This window comes from Polaribacter sp. (assembly GCF_051251875.1).
In the GTDB taxonomy this organism is placed as follows: domain Bacteria; phylum Bacteroidota; class Bacteroidia; order Flavobacteriales; family Flavobacteriaceae; genus Polaribacter.
Genome location: NZ_JBPOGL010000018.1, coordinates 1 through 16,523, shown reverse-complemented (window position 1 = coordinate 16,523; position 16,523 = coordinate 1). Strand labels below are relative to the sequence as shown.

Sequence of the window (16,523 nt, the reverse complement as noted above, 5' to 3'; positions counted from 1 at the left end):
AGTACTGTTTGTTTTGCTTTAAAATTAATAAATAAAGAGTTGGGCTTCCACTTTGTTCAAGATAAATTCTAAGCCAGAAAAAGTTACTATTCTATAATGGCATCTTGAATAATTTGTTGAATTTTTGTTCGTACATTACTGCGTATCAAACCTCTATTATTTGCATGTGGATACACTCTGTTTGATAAAAACACATACACAATTTCGCTCTCAGGATCTGCCCAAGTATACGTTCCTGTAAAACCAGAATGCCCGAAACTTTGGTTAGAAACACAACCACAAGTGGCTTTTATTTTAGGATTTAGTTGAGGTTTATCAAATCCTAAACCTCTTCTAACTTTTTTATTAGAATAATAACGATGGTTAAATTTTGCTATTGTGGCTGGTTTTAAATAACGTTTGCCACCATAATACCCTTTTTGTAAATACATTTGCATAATTTTACCAACGTCGTTTGCATTGGCAAATAAACCTGCGTGGCCACCAACGCCGCCCAACATTGCCGCGCCCATATCATGCACATAACCATGTACCAATTGGTTTCGGTAATAATCATCTATTTCTGTGGGTACAATTTGGCTTTTAGGTATTTTTTTTAATGGTAAATAAGTAGTTCTGTCTGCTCCTAAAGATTGATAAAATTCTTCATCTACTAATTTGTCTAAAGGTTTGTGGTATTCTTTTTCTAAAGCTTCTTTAAATAAATAGTAGCCTAAATCGCTATATTTATATCCCAACCTTTCTCTTTGGTCTGCATCTTTTATATGCTTATAAATACTGTCTGTGTAGTCTTTTTTGATGTACAAGTTTTTAGCAACTTGTAATTGAAATGCGTTCGACTTTTTTTTGCTGTACCAAGTAGATAAATTTTTATGAGTAACACTATCTTGCGTATCTCTGTAAAAAGGAATCCAAGCTTTTAATCTACCGTAATGAGATAGAATTTCTTTAACGGTTACTTTTTCTTTATTAGAATGAATAAAATTAGGCAACAGATCGCTAAGATTTGAACTTAAAGATAGTTTTTTATCTTCTTCTGCTTTCATAATTACGGGTAATGAAGCCAAAATTTTGGTTAAAGAGGCCAAGTCATACACATCAGAATTTTGAACTTTTCTTAGTTTTTTTCCTGTGTGATATCCATAACTTTTTTGAAAAACAACTTTTCCCTTTCTAGCAACCAATACTTGAAAACCTGGTGCCATTTTATCCTTTAAAATAGTGTCTGCTGTTTTGTCTATGAACGCTAATGTTTTTGATGAAAGTTTTACGTCTTCGGGTATAGAATACTCAAACCTACTTAAATTTGCAGAAACCATTCCATGTCCTGCTGCAAATTCATTTCCTATAGAAACAGGTAGTTTTCCGTTTGCACCAAAAGCGCCAAAAATAAGCTGTGCAGAGAGTTCTTGTGCCAATGTACTGTTTTGATAAGACACTATTAAACCTTCTATATTGGTAAATGATTTTAATTTCAGCAAACTATATGGACTTGCAAAAATATCTAATATTACTTTCTTTTCTCTTGCAATTTCTTGCAGCCAAACTAGTTCTTTATTAGTAAATTTATAGCTTTTCCAAGGATTAGAATTCGATTTATGGAAACCAATAACTACCAAATTGTATGGTCTTAATTTTGTAATTAATCCGTCTAAATTTACATCAGAAACAGGTGTAATTTTGGTGTAATTTTTTAACATTTTTAAAAAAAAATCACCAGTATCATCACCAAGTTTTACATAAGCAATTTTTCTGCTTTCTAAATTGCTAATAGGAATATCGTATTCAGAGTTTTTAACAACAGTTAATGATTTTTTCACCAATTTTCTGTGTAATAACTCATCATTTACAGTGTTTAAATCTTGGTTTAAATTTATTAAATCAATAGGTTTATAAGCATTTAAACCTGCCCAATATTTAGCTTTTAAAATTTTTCTAACAGAAACATCAATTCGTTCTTCTGTTAAGGTGTTTAATTCAATCGCTTTTTTAATTAAGTTAATTGTTTCAGGAATTTCATTCGGAATTAACAAAATATCATTTCCGGCTTGTATGGCTGCCAAATTTATTTCTGCAGAAGATGCATAATTTGCAGCACCTTTCATGTTTAAACCATCGGTAATTACCAACCCTAAAAAGCCTAGCTTTTCTTGTAATAAAGTAGTAACAACATTGTTAGATAAAGATGTTGGTAAAGCTGGGTTAGACTCTAAACTAGGAATACTTAAATGCGCCGTCATTACACTTGCAATTCCGGCATCAAATATTCTTTTATAAGGATATAATTCTATGGAGTCTAAACGCGATAAATCAAAATTTAACACAGGTAATGTATGATGAGAATCCGTTGCAGTATCTCCATGACCCGGAAAATGTTTTGCATTTGCTAAAACTCCTTTGCTTTGCATACCTTGTGTAAAAGCAATGGCTTTTTTAGTCACATTTTCTTTGCTTTCGCCAAAAGAACGATTTCCGATAATAGGATTTTCAGGATTTGTGTTAATATCTACAACCGGTGCAAAATTTATATGAATGCCTAAACGTTTACAATGTTGGCCTAAATGTTCTCCAAACTCTTTTATTAAAGAATCATTTTGTATAGCGCCCAAAGTCATGTTCCAAGGAAATCTATACGTGTTTTTTAAACGCATGTCTAAACCCCATTCACCATCAAAACCAATTAATAAAGGCGTTTTTGAAGCCGCTTGGTACTTGTTGGTTAATGCTGCTTGTTTTTCAGGTGTTCCTTGCATAAAAATCAAATTACCAACATGATATTTTTTAATCATTTCGGTAATATGTTCTGCATGATTTTTATCCTTGTTAGAATATGCTTGTACCATAAATAACTGACCAATTTTCTCATCCAAAGTCAAATTGTTTATAATAGTATCTACCCAAACAGTTTGGGCTTCAGCATCTATAGTTCTTAAAGGATCTATATTTTGCGCAGAAATATTTAGCATAAATCCGGCAAAAAATAAGAGTAATAGTTTATTTTTCATGTTATTTTTTGAATATGCTTTTGGGCGTTTTAACAGGCTTTCCATTATATCTTTTTAGTTCTTTGTTTACATAATCACTCCAAAAAGTCGTTATTACGCAAACAAAGAACTAAAAAGGATGCCATTTCAATCCTTAACGCAGCTTGTTTGTTGGCTTATTGCTAAAATTTAATGTCAAATTTTATACCAAAAAACGTTTGTGCCAACTTTGTTTTGCCGGAACTTCCCAATTATTTTCAAAGTCTTGTTTTGTAGCAACCATATTATTAAAAACAATGGTTTCTGAAGTAATTTTTTTCTCCTTCGCAAATTTCTGAAAATCTGATAATTTTACCAAATTAATATGGTCATTATCTTTAAAAGTAACATTCATTTTGTTCATTAAATCTAGCTGTAATTCGTTTTCTAGTTGTTGTACAAAACGAACAGAACTATCTATAGAACAACCAGAAACATTGTTAAAACTTTCATCTACTGCAAGTACTAAAAATTGATTGTATTTTATGGTAAAAGAACCTTTTAAATCATCTCCATGACGCGTCCATTGATTGATAAAATCTTCTGCTTTTGCAGCAACAGATTCCATTTCTATATTGGTAAATTCTCTATCGGATTGGTAAATCCAAACACGAGAATTGTTAGGTAAATTTTTATATTCTGTAAACATTTTTGTGATGTATTTGTATGCTTTATTTTCAGCATCTAAATTACAGGAAATTTATATTTTTTTAGTCTAAATTATTGTTAAATATAATAGATTTTAATAATTTAAATTGCAGAGCTGTCAGGTTTTTAAAACCTAACAGCTTTGTGTTTTTAGTGAAGTGTGCAATCTCTAAAAGTAAAATAAGGTTGTGCCGTTATCTTAAATTAAATTTCTGTTGTAATGCTTGTAATTTTTCTGCGTCGGTCATGGTGTTTTTGGGCGCTGACATTCTTTCTTTAATTTCTCTTAATACCTTTTTAGTATACAACGGAAAATCTGCATTCTGAATCCAGTTATTATAACCAGGATTTTCTTTTAACACTTCTTCTACCGTTCTACCTTTGTGTTTTCCGAAAGAAAAAATTTCTTGATTTTCATCATTCATCAAAATAAAACCAGCAAAATCTGCACGTTTTCCGTGAGAAGAATACTCGCTAAGCGCATCTACAGAGTTTTCTATATCTTCATATTTATCTAATTGAGCTAGTAAAATTTCATAGGTTGCATTGGTGTCAGCCTCAGCGCCATGAGCGCCTTCTAATTCTTTACCGCAATAAAATTGATAACCGGCGCTTAATGTTCTTTGTTCTTTTTTGTGAAAAATAACTTGTACATCAATTGCTTTTCTATTTTTCATGTTAAAGTCAATTCCTGCGCGCATTAATTCTTCTGCCAATAACGGAATATCAAAACGGTTAGAGTTAAACCCTGCCAAATCAGAATCGGCAATCATTTCATTTATTTTTGGAGCTAATTCTTTAAAAGTTGGTTCTGAGGCTACTTTTTCGTTTGTAATTCCATGTATATCTATAGATTCTTGCGGAATTTTAATTTCCGGATTTACTAGCCAGGTTTTACTTTCTTTATTTCCGTTTGGAAACACTTTTAAGATAGCAATTTCTACTATTTTATCTGTGGCAATATTTACGCCTGTGGTTTCTAAATCGAAAAACACGATTGGTTTACTAAGTTTAAGCTTCAAAATTTAAAATTTAAGGTTTATAATCAAGGTTTAATATTTTAATTTCAACCTTGATATTTTATAGTTTATTCTTTATTTAATTGTTCTTTAAAAACATCTATTTGGTCTAGCACTCTTTTGGGTAAAGTAGGTTCTGTAAAATTATATTTTTCTAATTCTTTTAGTAGTATTTCTGCTAAAATAAAACGTACAGACGGTTTGTCATCCGCAGGAATCACAAACCAAGGTGCATTTTCTTTAGAGGTTCTATTTAATAAATCTTCATAGCAAAACATATATTTATCCCACAATGTACGTTCTTTTAAATCGCCAGCAGAAAATTTCCAGTTTTTTTCTGGAATGTTTAACCTGCGTAACAATCTATTTTTTTGCTCATCCTTAGACAAGTTTAAAAAGAATTTTAAAATAATGGTTCCGTTATCTGCTAAATGTTTCTCAAAATGGTTAATTCTGTCCATTCTGTTGTGAAAAAAAGCATCGTTTATATCGTCTAAACTTTTTACTGAAGGAATATTTTCACCAAAAACATACGAAGGATGCACTCTTGTTACCAACACGTTTTCATAATGAGTTCTGTTAAAAACACCCATTTTACCTTTTGCTGGTAAGGCAATATAATGGCGCCATAAAAAATCATGTTTTAATTCTAATTCTGTTGGAACTTTAAAACTATGTACTTCAACACCTCTTGCATTTACATCTTTAAAAACCTCTCTAATTAAGCTGTCTTTGCCAGAAGTGTCCATACCTTGTAAACAAATTAGTACACTATATTTGCCTTCTGCATACATGGCATCTTGTAGCTTGCTTATTTTTTTTCGCAGTTTTTTTAATTTTTTTTCAGCACCTTTCAGTACTACTTTTGTGGGGTAATCTTTTAATGAAATTACCTTGTTAATTTTATACTCTTCTATATTCATCTACTTTTTGTTTAAAGTATAAAGATAAAAAAAATACAGTCATTTTTACTGGTTGTAACTTGTTGTTTTTTAATTAATTACGTCTTAAATGTTTTGTTGATGCGCCTTTTTTTTAATAAATTAGCTATCTACTAACTTTAAGCTACGTATTATGAGGTATCTACTTTTTGTTTTTCTGACATTTTTTTTAATACCTATTGCTAGTTTCTCACAAGAAGTAAAACCCAAAGATTTTGTTGGTGTTTATAAATGTAAAGATGGAGGTATTTATACTTTTAAACAGGTGGGACCAAATAAATTTGAAGGTTTTACAACAAAAGTAAGACCCTCTAAACGCAGCTATCATTTTAAAGATAATGAACTTGTTTATACGTTTAATAAAACGGCAAATAATTCTTATAAAGGACTTACAAAATATAGATGGCAAGATGATAGAACGCCAGATTGGAGAAATAGTACTTTTAATTTTGTTATAAAAGGAAATTCAATTGCTTTTTATGATTGCTTAAAACCGTATACACCAGACAAAATAATTGAAACAAATAAAGAGTGTGATGATTATAGAAAACTAATTTACACGTTACAAGGAAACATTTCTAAAGCAGCTGTAAAATATACAGAATTAGTAAAAGAAATGGAAGCTTTTGATAAAAATACACGCGTTAACTTTTGTACCAAGACTGTAGATCATTATTCACAAGTTGGTACTTTAGAATTTGATGAATCTTGGAATAACTATTTGTCAGGTGTAAGTGATAAATTTAGTTATTTAGGTAAAATACCTGTTTTAAGTGAAGTTGTAGACAAAACAACCAAATTGGTGTCTTATTTATTAGTAGGTTTAGATGAGTGGGAAAGTTTACAATTGCCAATTGATGATGCTTGGGCTACTTTTCAAGATATTAGAAAGGTAAGAAGTGAAGTTATAGATAATTATGTACATGCATTAAGAATTTATTATTGTAGAGAAATATTTGAGTATGATAAACAACTTTATGATTTATACCATCATCAAATACCAAATAGTAAAAGCTGTAATGATTTCGAAAAAAATGCCTTAATAAATGATATTACAAGAAATAGACCTGCGGGACTTGCGCCAATTTGGGTAAAAAGGAATTACCTAGAAGCGCAACGTTATTGTAATTAATAACTCTTGTAAAGAATGTAAGTTGCTTAAAACTACTGTGTTGCTTTCTTAAATGCGAATAATAATTTTTGAATTTTTTTATTTTCAAATGCAGTAGGAAACAATTCTTTTAAAATAAAATGAAACTCGTAGTCTACTTCTAGTCCTTTGATAAAATGCACTTTGGCAAGTTTATTTTTGTTCAGCAGCGTGTACAAACCAGTAAGTCTGTAATTAATTTCAGGAAAATCAGTATAAGTTTCCTTGGCTAGTTCTAGCACGTCAAGCGCTTCTGTAAATTCACCTAAAAAGGTTAAAACATCTGCTAAACCAACATAAATTTCAAGACCATCATCATTTAGAGCAAGACATTTTTGAAAACCCTCTATTGCTTCTTCAAAAAAGTTAAGTTTTAAATTTATTTCAGAATATTTTCTCCAATAAAAAATATTTTCATCATCAATTTTTAATGCTTTAGAAATAAAATAAGCTGCTTTTTGGTAATTTTCTTCTTCAAAAAATAAATTGGTTAGCAACATCCAGGCTCTTTCTAACAACGGATCTTCATGTACTGCTTTTTTGTAATAAGAAATTGCTGCTTCGTTTTTTTCTAGATTTTGGTAACATTCGCCAATTCTTACGTAAGCAAATGCAGTTGGATCATCTAATTCTAATGTAATTAAATAATTGTCTATAGCCTCTTGGTAGCGTTCTAATGCTTCTAAAGTCTTTGCTTTTTCTAAATAACCACCAATAAAAGATTCATCAATTAAAACAGAATAATCAAAAGAAGTTAAGGCTTCTGTAAACATTTTTAAAATAAAATATTGCCTTCCTAATTGATGCCATGCAATTTCACAATACGGGTTTTTATCAATATATTCATTTAAATAACGTATTGCCAACTCATGTTCTTTGTCCATATCAAAGCAATACATTAAATTATAAAGAGCTGCATAGTCTTCAATATCTTCTTGTAAACACTTTTCAAAGTTAAAACGTGCGTTTTCATAATCGTCTAAATACAAGAATTCCATGCCTAATAAAGACCAAATATCTGCTTTATCATCTGTAAAAGTTAAAGCTTTTTTAAAGTTATCAATAGCTTCTTGGTGGTTTCCTTTTTTAGAATTAATTGTTGCTTTTTGTATGTAAACTTCATCATTATTTGGCTCAATTATTTCAATTTTTTTTAATAATGATGTGGCTTTATCTATTTCATTTTCAAAAATATAGATTTCTACTTGTAGTAATTTTAAATCTACAGATTCTGGGTGTTGTTGTAACCCTAATTTTACTGCTTTTTTTGCAAGAGAATGCTTGCCAACATCCAAATAATGGATAATTATTTCTTCAAATTCTAACAAATCAAAGAAATAAATACTGTTGGTTTTAAGCATGGATTCAAATTTTAATAGAGACATAGCTAAGAGATTTGAATTATTAAAATAAAGGTACTGCAAGACTTAGGCCACATTATCTTTTGACGTAATTGTTTTCAACAATTTAATTAACAACTTTTCATTCGTGTTTAGTTAGGCGTATGACAAAATTAAAACAGTTACTTTTACACCCTGTTTTTTATTTTTTAGTGATTATATGTGAACGTATCATTTTATAAATATAAAAAAAAATGCCACAGAATTAACTGTTTTTTATTGAATATTTCAGTTTTAGACCAATGGCTAATTACTTAAAATGGTTATTTATATTAAAGATAATAAAAATTTAAGCAATTCGAACCTTAATTAATTTTGCACATACATTTATTTACCCTAATTTTGATTTTCAATTATTATCAAGCTAATTTGATAGCGTTCTTATGAGCAAAAAAACTTTACTTAACTCTAAAGATATTGAAATCATTCTGCATAGATTGGCGTGTCAGTTAATCGAAAACCATAACGATTTTTCAAATACTGTTTTAATAGGTTTACAACCTAGAGGTATCTTTTTGGCCAATAGATTAGCCGCTTTACTAAAAAATAAATACAACATTAAAGATTTAGAGCTGGGCTTGTTAGACATCACTTTTTATAGAGATGATTTTAGAAGAAAAGAAACTCCGTTAGCTGCAGCTACCTCAGAGATTAATTTTTTAATTGAAGATAAAAGAGTTGTAATTATAGATGATGTATTGTTTTCTGGTAGAAGTATTAGAGCGGCCTTAACAGCAATACAATCTTACGGAAGACCCAAACAAATAGAACTTTTAGTTTTAATTGATAGGCGTTTTAGTAGGCATTTACCTATACAACCTAATTATAGAGGTAGGCAAGTAGATGCTATAAATAAAGAAAAGGTTTTAGTAACCTGGAATGAAACGCATAATAAAGACGCAGTATATCTAGAAAGTAAATAAAATGCAAAAATTAAGTGTAGAACATTTATTGGGAATAAAATACCTTACTCCAAATGATATTGATGTTATTTTTAAAACTGCAGATCATTTTAAGGAAGTAATAAACAGACCCATAAAAAAAGTACCTTCATTAAGAGATATTACCATTGCCAATTTGTTTTTTGAAAATAGTACAAGAACAAAATTAAGTTTCGAATTGGCAGAAAAAAGATTATCTGCTGATGTTATTAACTTTTCTGCAAGTCAATCTTCAGTAAAAAAGGGAGAGACTTTAATAGATACGGTAAACAATATTTTATCTATGAAAGTAGATATTGTAGTAATGAGGCACCCTAATGTTGGCGCTGGTGTTTTTTTATCGAATCATGTTAATGCTAAAATTATAAATGCAGGAGATGGAACACATGAGCATCCTACACAAGCTTTATTAGATTCATATTCTATACGAGAGAAATTAGGAAACGTAAAAGGAAAAAAAATTGTTATTGTTGGTGATATTTTACACTCTAGAGTTGCATTGTCTAACATTTTTGCATTGCAATTGCAGGGTGCAACAGTAAAAGTTTGCGGTCCAACAACATTAATACCAAAATACATTTCTAGTTTAGGAGTAGAAGTAGAAACCAATCTAAAAAAAGCTTTAGAATGGTGCGATGTTGCCAATGTTTTACGTGTGCAACATGAAAGAATGGACATAAAGTATTTTCCATCTACCAGAGAATACACACAGCTTTTTGGTATCAATAAAGAAATTTTAGACAATCTTGGCAAGAAAATTGTTATTATGCATCCCGGACCTATTAATAGAGGTGTAGAAATTACAAGTGATGTTGCAGATTCTGATGATTCAATTATTTTAAATCAGGTAGAAAATGGCGTTGCAGTAAGAATGGCTGTAATTTATTTATTAGCACAGCAAGTTAAAAGATAAATTTCTTATATTTAAATTGTAATTTGTGCAAAAGCAAATTAAAGAAAAATGATAGTAGAAAAAAAAGAAAATTATTTTCTCATTTCTTCGGATGAAAACGTATTTAAAGATTTTTACAATTCTTTTTTAAAAATTGAAAAGGAATATGAATTGGTACATGTTGTTTTACAAATATCTGATAATATGAGTTATACGAAAGAAGATGTGTTGTTGTTTTTGAATTTATCAAATAAAAAAAAGGAACTTGCAACATCATTTGTACTAATACAAACTCTATTAGATGTAGATGATTTTCCAGAAACATTAACAATTGTTCCTACATTACAAGAGGCAGAAGATGTTTTAGAAATGGAAGCTATGGAGAGAGAATTGGGCTTTTAAAAAGGAAAATATGGTAAAAAAAATACTTTTTATGTTGTTTTTTACAATTTCATGTATTGGTTTTTCACAAATAAAAACCATAGATGCTTTGTCTGCTGTGCCAAATCCTTTTATTAGTTATACTAATATTCAGTTTAAATCAACTAGCAATCAAGATATTCAATTTAGTGTTAAAAATGTACTGGGAAAAACAGTTTTTAGCAAAAGTATAAAAGCTACAAAAGGTAAGAATATACTTCCTTTTTTTAAAGGAGATTTACTTTCTGGGTTGTACATCTATTCAATTCAAAGTAATCAAAAAATAACTTCTAAAAGACTGGTTATTAGATGAGCAGTATTAAGTTAACTATTTTAGGGTGTCATTCTGCAACACCAAGGGTAAACGCGTTTCCAACAGCACAATATTTAGAGATTAATAACAGTCATTTTTTAATAGACTGTGGAGAAGGTACGCAACGTCAAATGCGAAAATACAAGGTAGGTTTTACTAAAATAGACCATATTTTTATTTCTCATTTACATGGCGATCATTTTTATGGTTTGGTGGGTTTACTTTCTACTTATGGCATTTTAAGTAGAGACAAAGAGTTGCATATTTATGGGCCAAAAGGTATTAAAGACGTTACTTTATTACAATTAAAAATATCTCAGTCTCATGCAAAATATAAGATGATTTTTCATGAGTTATCATCAAAAAAAAGTGAACTCATTTTTGAAGATGACAAGGTTTCTGTAAGTACCATTCCGTTACACCATAGAGTGTACACAAATGGTTATTTATTTGTTGAAAAAGAAAAACCAAGAAAATTGAACATGCTAAATATTAGCGGATATCCAGAAATTGGTAGAGCAGATTATTTAAATATAAAAGCGGGTAAAGATGTTGTTTTATCTTCTGGTGAAATTGTACAAAATTCAGAATTAACAACGGCGCCAGCTAAACCTTTAAGTTTTGCTTTTTGTAGTGATACTAGTTATAAACCAGATATTATACCAATCATTAAAAATGTAGATTTGCTATATCATGAAGCAACTTTTTTAGAAGATAGAGAAGATTTGGCTATTAAAACCAAACATACTACTGCCAAACAAGCTGCTAAAATTGCAAAAGATTCAGTGGTAAAACAACTTGTTATTGGGCATTATTCTGGAAGATATAAAGATCTTTCGTTGTTTAAAAAAGAAGCACAAGAAATCTTTGAAAATACAGAATTGGCAGAACCGGGAAAAGTGTTTAGTGTTTAATTATAATATAAAAAAAGGTTTATTTGGAAAAGGTAAATATAAATTTAAAGTATAATGAGATTTTTAATTCTTACCCCAAGGTAGAGATTAAAAAACATATTAAAAAGCTTATTGAACTCGATTTTTATTATCCATATAACACCACTTTCTTTTGTATAACCAATACGGTTCATCAAAATTTCGAATACATTAGTAAAAATTTTTCGGCATGTACGGGCTTGTCAAAAGAAAACATGATGGACGGCGGAATGGATTATTTTTGGTCCCTTTTTCACCCGAAAGATATAAAACCTTGGATAAGTTGTTTAAATGATCTGATGACTTTTACAATGAATGAACTCAGTGATGAGCAACGTAAAAAAATGAGTTATACTTGGAATTATAGAATTAAAAATGCCAAAGGGAATTACGTTACTATTATTCAGAATACAACTCCATTACAATTTGATAAAGAGAATAAACCTATTATTGGTTTGGCACATTACACTGTTTTAGATTGCGATTTACATATGGATATTTGTGCTTGTGCAAAATACTTAAATGACCAAAATGAGTATGAAACGCTTTTCTATAGAAATATATCTAGTAAAAATTTATTACATGTAATTAGTAATAGAGAAACAGATGTTATTAGATTACTGCTAGTAAGTAATACAAGTAAAGAAATTGCAGTCAAACTAAATATTAGCAAACACACAGTAGATACACATAGAAGAAATATTCTAAAAAAGTTAGATTTAAACTCTACGTTTGAGCTAATAAGTTATTTCAAAAACAACCCAAAATTAATTTAAAATTACAAATACTCAATATGAGTATTGTCGTTTACTTATGCGCAAAGTATATTTGCGTTAAGTAAATTGGATTGGTTTTTTCTGATAAGCCACAAAGCGTTTGTTAGAATATACAATATTTTGAAAAAGGAAAGTTATTTAGGCTAATTCAATTTACTTACTCTTTAAAATTCATTTGTACTAAGCATAACCAAGGTACAGGCATCTTCAGCTTCAATATTATTTTCCTTTAAAAGTTTAAAAAATTCTATATTTTCTGCTCCAGGATTAAAAATAACCCTTCTAGGTTTTAAGCCAATAATATAGTCGTAATATTCTACTTGTCTTTTAGGATTTAAATACAAAGTTACCGTATCTATGTTTTTGTAATCCTTTTTTTGGTCATCAATAGACACCCCAAAAACACTTCCTTTTCTAGAGCCTAAGGCAACAATTTTCAAATCTTTATCTATCAACCTTTTAATAGCTATGTTAGAATATTTATTAGGGTTTGTTGATGCACCAATAACTAAAGTTACATTTTTCATAATGTTAAAAATACGTTAAACAAAGTTAATAACAGTAACAAATATATAAATAGTTGCGTCTTGTTAGTGTTCAAAGATGAAATAAATCAACCAAAATGAAAAAAATAATACTACTTGCCTTCTTAATTGTATCTGCAAATACTTTTTCGCAAATGGCTAAAGACAAATTGCCCAAACCTGGAGTTATTAAGGGCAAAGTAATAGATAAAAGCACCAAAGAAGTTTTACCTTATGTAAATATTGTGATAAGAGACTTTGCTAAAAAAATACTTACCGGCGGTATAACTGATGAAAATGGATTGTTCGAAATAAAGGACATTCCAAAGGGAAAAAGCTTGGTTGAGGTGCAATATATTGGATTTAAACTCTATTCAAAAAAAATTAGTATCACCAATAAAAATAAAGAGTTAAACTTAGGAACTATTGCTTTAGAAGAAGATAATGCAACGTTAGATGAGGTAGTTGTACGAGCAGAAACATCTACAGTTGTACAAAAAGTAGATAGAAAAGTTATAAATGTTGGTAAAGATTTAACCGCTGCTGGTACAACAGCATCAGAACTTTTAAATAATGTACAATCTGTGAGTGTAGATAGCCAATCTGGTGCTATTAGTTTACGAGGAAATGATAATGTGCGTGTTTTAGTAGATGGAAAACCAACCAATATATCTGCGGCCCAATTGTTAAAACAAATACCTTCTACTTCTATAAAAAGTATCGAATTAATCACAAATCCATCTGCAAAATACAATCCAGAAGGAATGAGTGGTATTATCAATATTATTTTAAATAAGAATGCTAATATGGGGTTTAATGGTTCTGTTGATACAGGAATAACGGCAGGTCATTATGTGCGTTATAATGCATCAACAAACATGAATTACAAAACCGGAAAAATTAATTTCTTTGGAAACTATGGTTATAATGGTGGAGAAAATTTTAACAAAGGTTTTGTAGATAGACCAGGGCAAAACAATCAAGATTTTCAATTTGTAAATGACAATCAATCTCATTTAGTAAAAATTGGTGCAGATATTTATTTAAACGATAAAAACACCCTTTCTTTTTACACCACTAAAAACTGGTTTAATGGTGGTGGAAGTGGAAGAACACTTGTAAATACAGCCAATAATGTTTTAATAAGTAATGCAAATAACCAACAATTACAAGAAAATAAGTCTAATACGTATAATGTCAATTATAAAATTGATTTCGAAAAAGAAGGACATAATTTAGAGTTTGAAGCTACATATTCTAACACAGATTCACCTGAAGATGCACAGAATACAGATATTTTAAAGAATGCTAATGATGCGGACTATAAAATTTATAACTACACTAATGATATTGAAAATGATAGAAACAATTCTTTAATTAATATTGATTATACAAACCCAATTTCTAAAGATGGTAAATTAGAACTAGGATTAGAATATAGAACTAATTCTACTGCAAATACAAATCTTACAGACCAAGAACGAGAGATAAGAGATGTTAATAGAACTATAACAGGTTATGAAAGAGTAGGGAATTCTTCTTTTGATTATGATAGAAAAATATACTCTGGATATATAAACTACGGACATAAATTTGGAAAACTAACCATGCAATTAGGTACACGTTTTGAACAATATGAAATAGAAGGTACTTTTAAAGAAGAATTTGCTTCAGAAAAAATAATTGATAAAATTAACAGCTTATATCCTTCAGTATTTTTCACCTATGCTGCATCAAATAAAAATCAATTTCAATTAAGTTATAGTAGAAGAGTAGACAGACCAAGTATTGGGCAATTAAACCCAATTAGAGAATGGAGTACGCCATTAATTACTTCTGTGGGTAATCCAGATTTAAATCCTCAATTCACTAATTCTTTCGAAGTAAATTACACCAGACAAATTAAAAACGGCTCATTAACTTTTGGTTCATTCTATAGAAAAATTAATGATAATATTTCTCGTGTAACCTATGCAGACCCTTTAGATCCGGAGGTAAAACAAATTCTTTCTTTTACTAATTTTGATGACACTAGTTCTTACGGATTAGAGTTGTCTGCAAATTATAAGGTAAATAATTGGTGGAGAATAAACGCAAGCACAGATTTTTATTCGCAAAAACAATTAGGAATTGTAAGTCAAAATGCACCAAGAATAGAAGTAACCAATGAAGTTTTTAATGCAAGAATTAGCAATAGTTTTAAAGCATCGAAAAATTTAAGATTTCAATTGTTTGCAATGTATAGAGGGCCATCAGAAGACATTCAATGGAAGGTAGAAAATATGTGGATGGTAAATACAGGGGCAAGTTTAGATGTGTTAAAAGGAAAAGGTACTATTAATTTTAGGGTGAATGATATTTTTAAAGGAATGAAATTTGCTTTTAATTCTTCGAGTCCTTTTGTGCAAAACGGAAAATTTAATTGGGAAAGTCAAACGGCTTATCTTGGATTTAATTACCGCTTTGGAAGTGGTAAAAATAAAGCAAAAAGTAGAAGACAAAGAGATGATAATACCAAGCAAAATAGTGGTGGTTTTTAATTCTATTTTAAATTATAATTAGTTGATTAAAACCTTGAATTTTGCTTTGCAAGTTTGAGGTTTTTCTTTTTATAATATTTGGATTTTTAGCTAAAATTAGATTTTTACTCTTTATTTTTTTTATCCTCATTTGAAAAAACAATTTACCTAACGATTGTCAGTAAGAGCTTTTCGAAGACTATTTTAATTACACTTCAACAAGCTCAGTGTGACATTTAGAGTTTGAATTGCATTTAGGATTTACCTTGGTAATATTTTACTTTTAATTTTTTTTATCTCATTTCAAAAAACAATTTACCAAACAGATGTCAGTCTGAGCCTGTCGAAGATCATTTTGCTTGCACTTCGACAAGCTCAGTGTGACATTTAGCGTTTGAATTGTGATTAGGTTTTATTTTGGTAATATTTTAGTTTTAAATTTACTTTTTTTTGATGCTCATTCCAACGAACACTTTACCTAACGGATGTCAGTCTGAGCTTGTCGAAGACCTTTTTACTTGCACTTCGACAAGCTCAGTGTGACATTTAGCGCTTGAATTGTGATTAGGTTTTATTTTGGTAATATTTTTACTTTTAAACTAATTTTGATCTTTATTTCAAAAAACAATTTACCAAACGATTGTCAGTCTGAGCTTGTCGAAGACCATTTTGTTAGCACTTCGACAAGCTCAGTGTGACATTAGGCGTTTGAATTGCATTTAGGTGTTAATTTGGTAATATTTGAGTATTAAGTTTACTTTTTTTTTGATACTCATTCCAAAGAACATTTTACCAAACGATTGTCAGTCTGAGCCTGTCGAAGACCTTTTTACTTGCACTTCGACAAGCTCAGTGTGACATTTAGCGTTTGAATTGCCTTCAGGTTTTATTTTGGTAATATTTTACATTTAAACTAATTTTGATCTTTATTTCAAAAAACAATTTACTAAACGATTGTCAGTCTGAGCCTGTCGAAGACCTTTTTACTTGCACTTCGACAAGCTCAGTGTGACATTTAGCGTTTG

Annotated in this window: 14 protein-coding genes; 8 read left to right on the top strand and 6 right to left on the bottom strand. The window is 29.6% G+C overall.

Translation table 11 applies throughout. From position 1 onward, the window contains the following. Positions 1–86 precede the first annotated feature (86 nt). From ACSHW5_RS09555 to ACSHW5_RS09540, 4 genes are all read right to left on the bottom strand, one after another. Positions 87–3,005 carry a glycoside hydrolase family 3 N-terminal domain-containing protein gene (locus ACSHW5_RS09555; RefSeq protein ID WP_435675901.1) on the bottom strand — a complete coding sequence of 973 codons (2,919 nt, stop codon included), beginning with the start codon at positions 3,003–3,005 and terminating at the stop codon, positions 87–89. A 181-nt stretch (positions 3,006–3,186) separates the two neighbouring features. Then, complete coding sequence (locus ACSHW5_RS09550) at positions 3,187–3,672, bottom strand: ABC transporter ATPase (RefSeq protein WP_435675900.1); 486 nt, start codon at positions 3,670–3,672, stop codon at positions 3,187–3,189. A 193-nt stretch (positions 3,673–3,865) separates the two neighbouring features. Next, complete coding sequence (locus ACSHW5_RS09545) at positions 3,866–4,693, bottom strand: exonuclease domain-containing protein (protein ID WP_435675899.1); 828 nt, start codon at positions 4,691–4,693, stop codon at positions 3,866–3,868. Between the two features lie 65 nt (positions 4,694–4,758). Then, positions 4,759–5,613: a PPK2 family polyphosphate kinase gene (locus ACSHW5_RS09540; RefSeq protein WP_435675898.1), complete on the bottom strand. Its 855-nt coding sequence runs from the start codon at positions 5,611–5,613 to the stop codon at positions 4,759–4,761. Positions 5,614–5,764: 151 nt separating this feature from the next. Here ACSHW5_RS09540 and ACSHW5_RS09535 point away from each other — a divergent pair, with 151 nt between their 5' ends. Beyond that, positions 5,765–6,763 (top strand): hypothetical protein, encoded by a 999-nt coding sequence (locus tag ACSHW5_RS09535; protein WP_435675897.1) that lies wholly within the window; start codon positions 5,765–5,767, stop codon positions 6,761–6,763. A gap of 32 nt (positions 6,764–6,795) precedes the next feature. Here the strand turns inward: ACSHW5_RS09535 and ACSHW5_RS09530 are convergent, their stop codons facing one another. Beyond that, the gene (locus tag ACSHW5_RS09530) at positions 6,796–8,166 is read right to left on the bottom strand and encodes a tetratricopeptide repeat protein (protein ID WP_435675896.1); all 1,371 of its coding nucleotides are present in this window, start codon (positions 8,164–8,166) and stop codon (positions 6,796–6,798) included. Positions 8,167–8,564: 398 nt separating this feature from the next. Between ACSHW5_RS09530 and pyrR the strand changes: the two genes are divergently transcribed. Genes pyrR through ACSHW5_RS09500 form a run of 6 tightly spaced genes read left to right on the top strand, consistent with a single transcriptional unit; the run spans position 8,565 to position 12,455 of the window. Further along, on the top strand, positions 8,565–9,104 hold the full coding sequence (gene pyrR, locus ACSHW5_RS09525; RefSeq protein ID WP_435675895.1) for a bifunctional pyr operon transcriptional regulator/uracil phosphoribosyltransferase PyrR: 540 nt from the start codon (positions 8,565–8,567) through the stop codon (positions 9,102–9,104). 1 nt (position 9,105) lies between these two features. Further along, positions 9,106–10,035, top strand: a complete 930-nt coding sequence (locus ACSHW5_RS09520; protein ID WP_435675894.1) for an aspartate carbamoyltransferase catalytic subunit — start codon at positions 9,106–9,108, stop codon at positions 10,033–10,035. 48 nt (positions 10,036–10,083) lie between these two features. Continuing rightward, positions 10,084–10,416, top strand: coding sequence for a hypothetical protein (locus ACSHW5_RS09515; RefSeq protein WP_435675893.1), 333 nt, complete (start codon positions 10,084–10,086; stop codon positions 10,414–10,416). Between the two features lie 10 nt (positions 10,417–10,426). After that, complete coding sequence (locus ACSHW5_RS09510; protein ID WP_435675892.1) at positions 10,427–10,747, top strand: T9SS type A sorting domain-containing protein; 321 nt, start codon at positions 10,427–10,429, stop codon at positions 10,745–10,747. Then, positions 10,744–11,661 (top strand): ribonuclease Z, encoded by a 918-nt coding sequence (locus ACSHW5_RS09505; RefSeq protein ID WP_435675891.1) that lies wholly within the window; start codon positions 10,744–10,746, stop codon positions 11,659–11,661. The genes ACSHW5_RS09510 and ACSHW5_RS09505 overlap by 4 nt, the downstream gene beginning before the upstream one ends. 23 nt (positions 11,662–11,684) lie before the next feature. Further along, positions 11,685–12,455: a response regulator transcription factor gene (locus ACSHW5_RS09500; RefSeq protein ID WP_435675890.1), complete on the top strand. Its 771-nt coding sequence runs from the start codon at positions 11,685–11,687 to the stop codon at positions 12,453–12,455. A 164-nt stretch (positions 12,456–12,619) separates the two neighbouring features. Here the strand turns inward: ACSHW5_RS09500 and ACSHW5_RS09495 are convergent, their stop codons facing one another. After that, the gene (locus ACSHW5_RS09495) at positions 12,620–12,982 is read right to left on the bottom strand and encodes a CoA-binding protein (RefSeq protein WP_435675889.1); all 363 of its coding nucleotides are present in this window, start codon (positions 12,980–12,982) and stop codon (positions 12,620–12,622) included. Between the two features lie 95 nt (positions 12,983–13,077). On the opposite strand from ACSHW5_RS09495, the gene ACSHW5_RS09490 reads away from it, so the two are divergent. Then, a complete protein-coding gene (locus ACSHW5_RS09490; protein ID WP_435675888.1) occupies positions 13,078–15,519 on the top strand; it encodes a TonB-dependent receptor domain-containing protein in 2,442 nt (813 codons plus the stop codon). The last annotated feature ends 1,004 nt before the right edge of the window (positions 15,520–16,523 follow it).

Coding starts and splice junctions, on each gene's coding strand:
- ACSHW5_RS09555 (WP_435675901.1), bottom strand. CDS start 3,005: ATGAAAAATAAACTATTACTCTTATTTTTTGCCGGATTTATGCTAAAT.
- ACSHW5_RS09550 (WP_435675900.1), bottom strand. CDS start 3,672: ATGTTTACAGAATATAAAAATTTACCTAACAATTCTCGTGTTTGGATT.
- ACSHW5_RS09540 (WP_435675898.1), bottom strand. CDS start 5,613: ATGAATATAGAAGAGTATAAAATTAACAAGGTAATTTCATTAAAAGAT.
- ACSHW5_RS09535 (WP_435675897.1), top strand. CDS start 5,765: ATGAGGTATCTACTTTTTGTTTTTCTGACATTTTTTTTAATACCTATT.
- ACSHW5_RS09530 (WP_435675896.1), bottom strand. CDS start 8,166: ATGTCTCTATTAAAATTTGAATCCATGCTTAAAACCAACAGTATTTAT.
- pyrR (WP_435675895.1), top strand. CDS start 8,565: ATGAGCAAAAAAACTTTACTTAACTCTAAAGATATTGAAATCATTCTG.
- ACSHW5_RS09520 (WP_435675894.1), top strand. CDS start 9,106: ATGCAAAAATTAAGTGTAGAACATTTATTGGGAATAAAATACCTTACT.
- ACSHW5_RS09515 (WP_435675893.1), top strand. CDS start 10,084: ATGATAGTAGAAAAAAAAGAAAATTATTTTCTCATTTCTTCGGATGAA.
- ACSHW5_RS09510 (WP_435675892.1), top strand. CDS start 10,427: ATGGTAAAAAAAATACTTTTTATGTTGTTTTTTACAATTTCATGTATT.
- ACSHW5_RS09505 (WP_435675891.1), top strand. CDS start 10,744: ATGAGCAGTATTAAGTTAACTATTTTAGGGTGTCATTCTGCAACACCA.
- ACSHW5_RS09495 (WP_435675889.1), bottom strand. CDS start 12,982: ATGAAAAATGTAACTTTAGTTATTGGTGCATCAACAAACCCTAATAAA.
- ACSHW5_RS09490 (WP_435675888.1), top strand. CDS start 13,078: ATGAAAAAAATAATACTACTTGCCTTCTTAATTGTATCTGCAAATACT.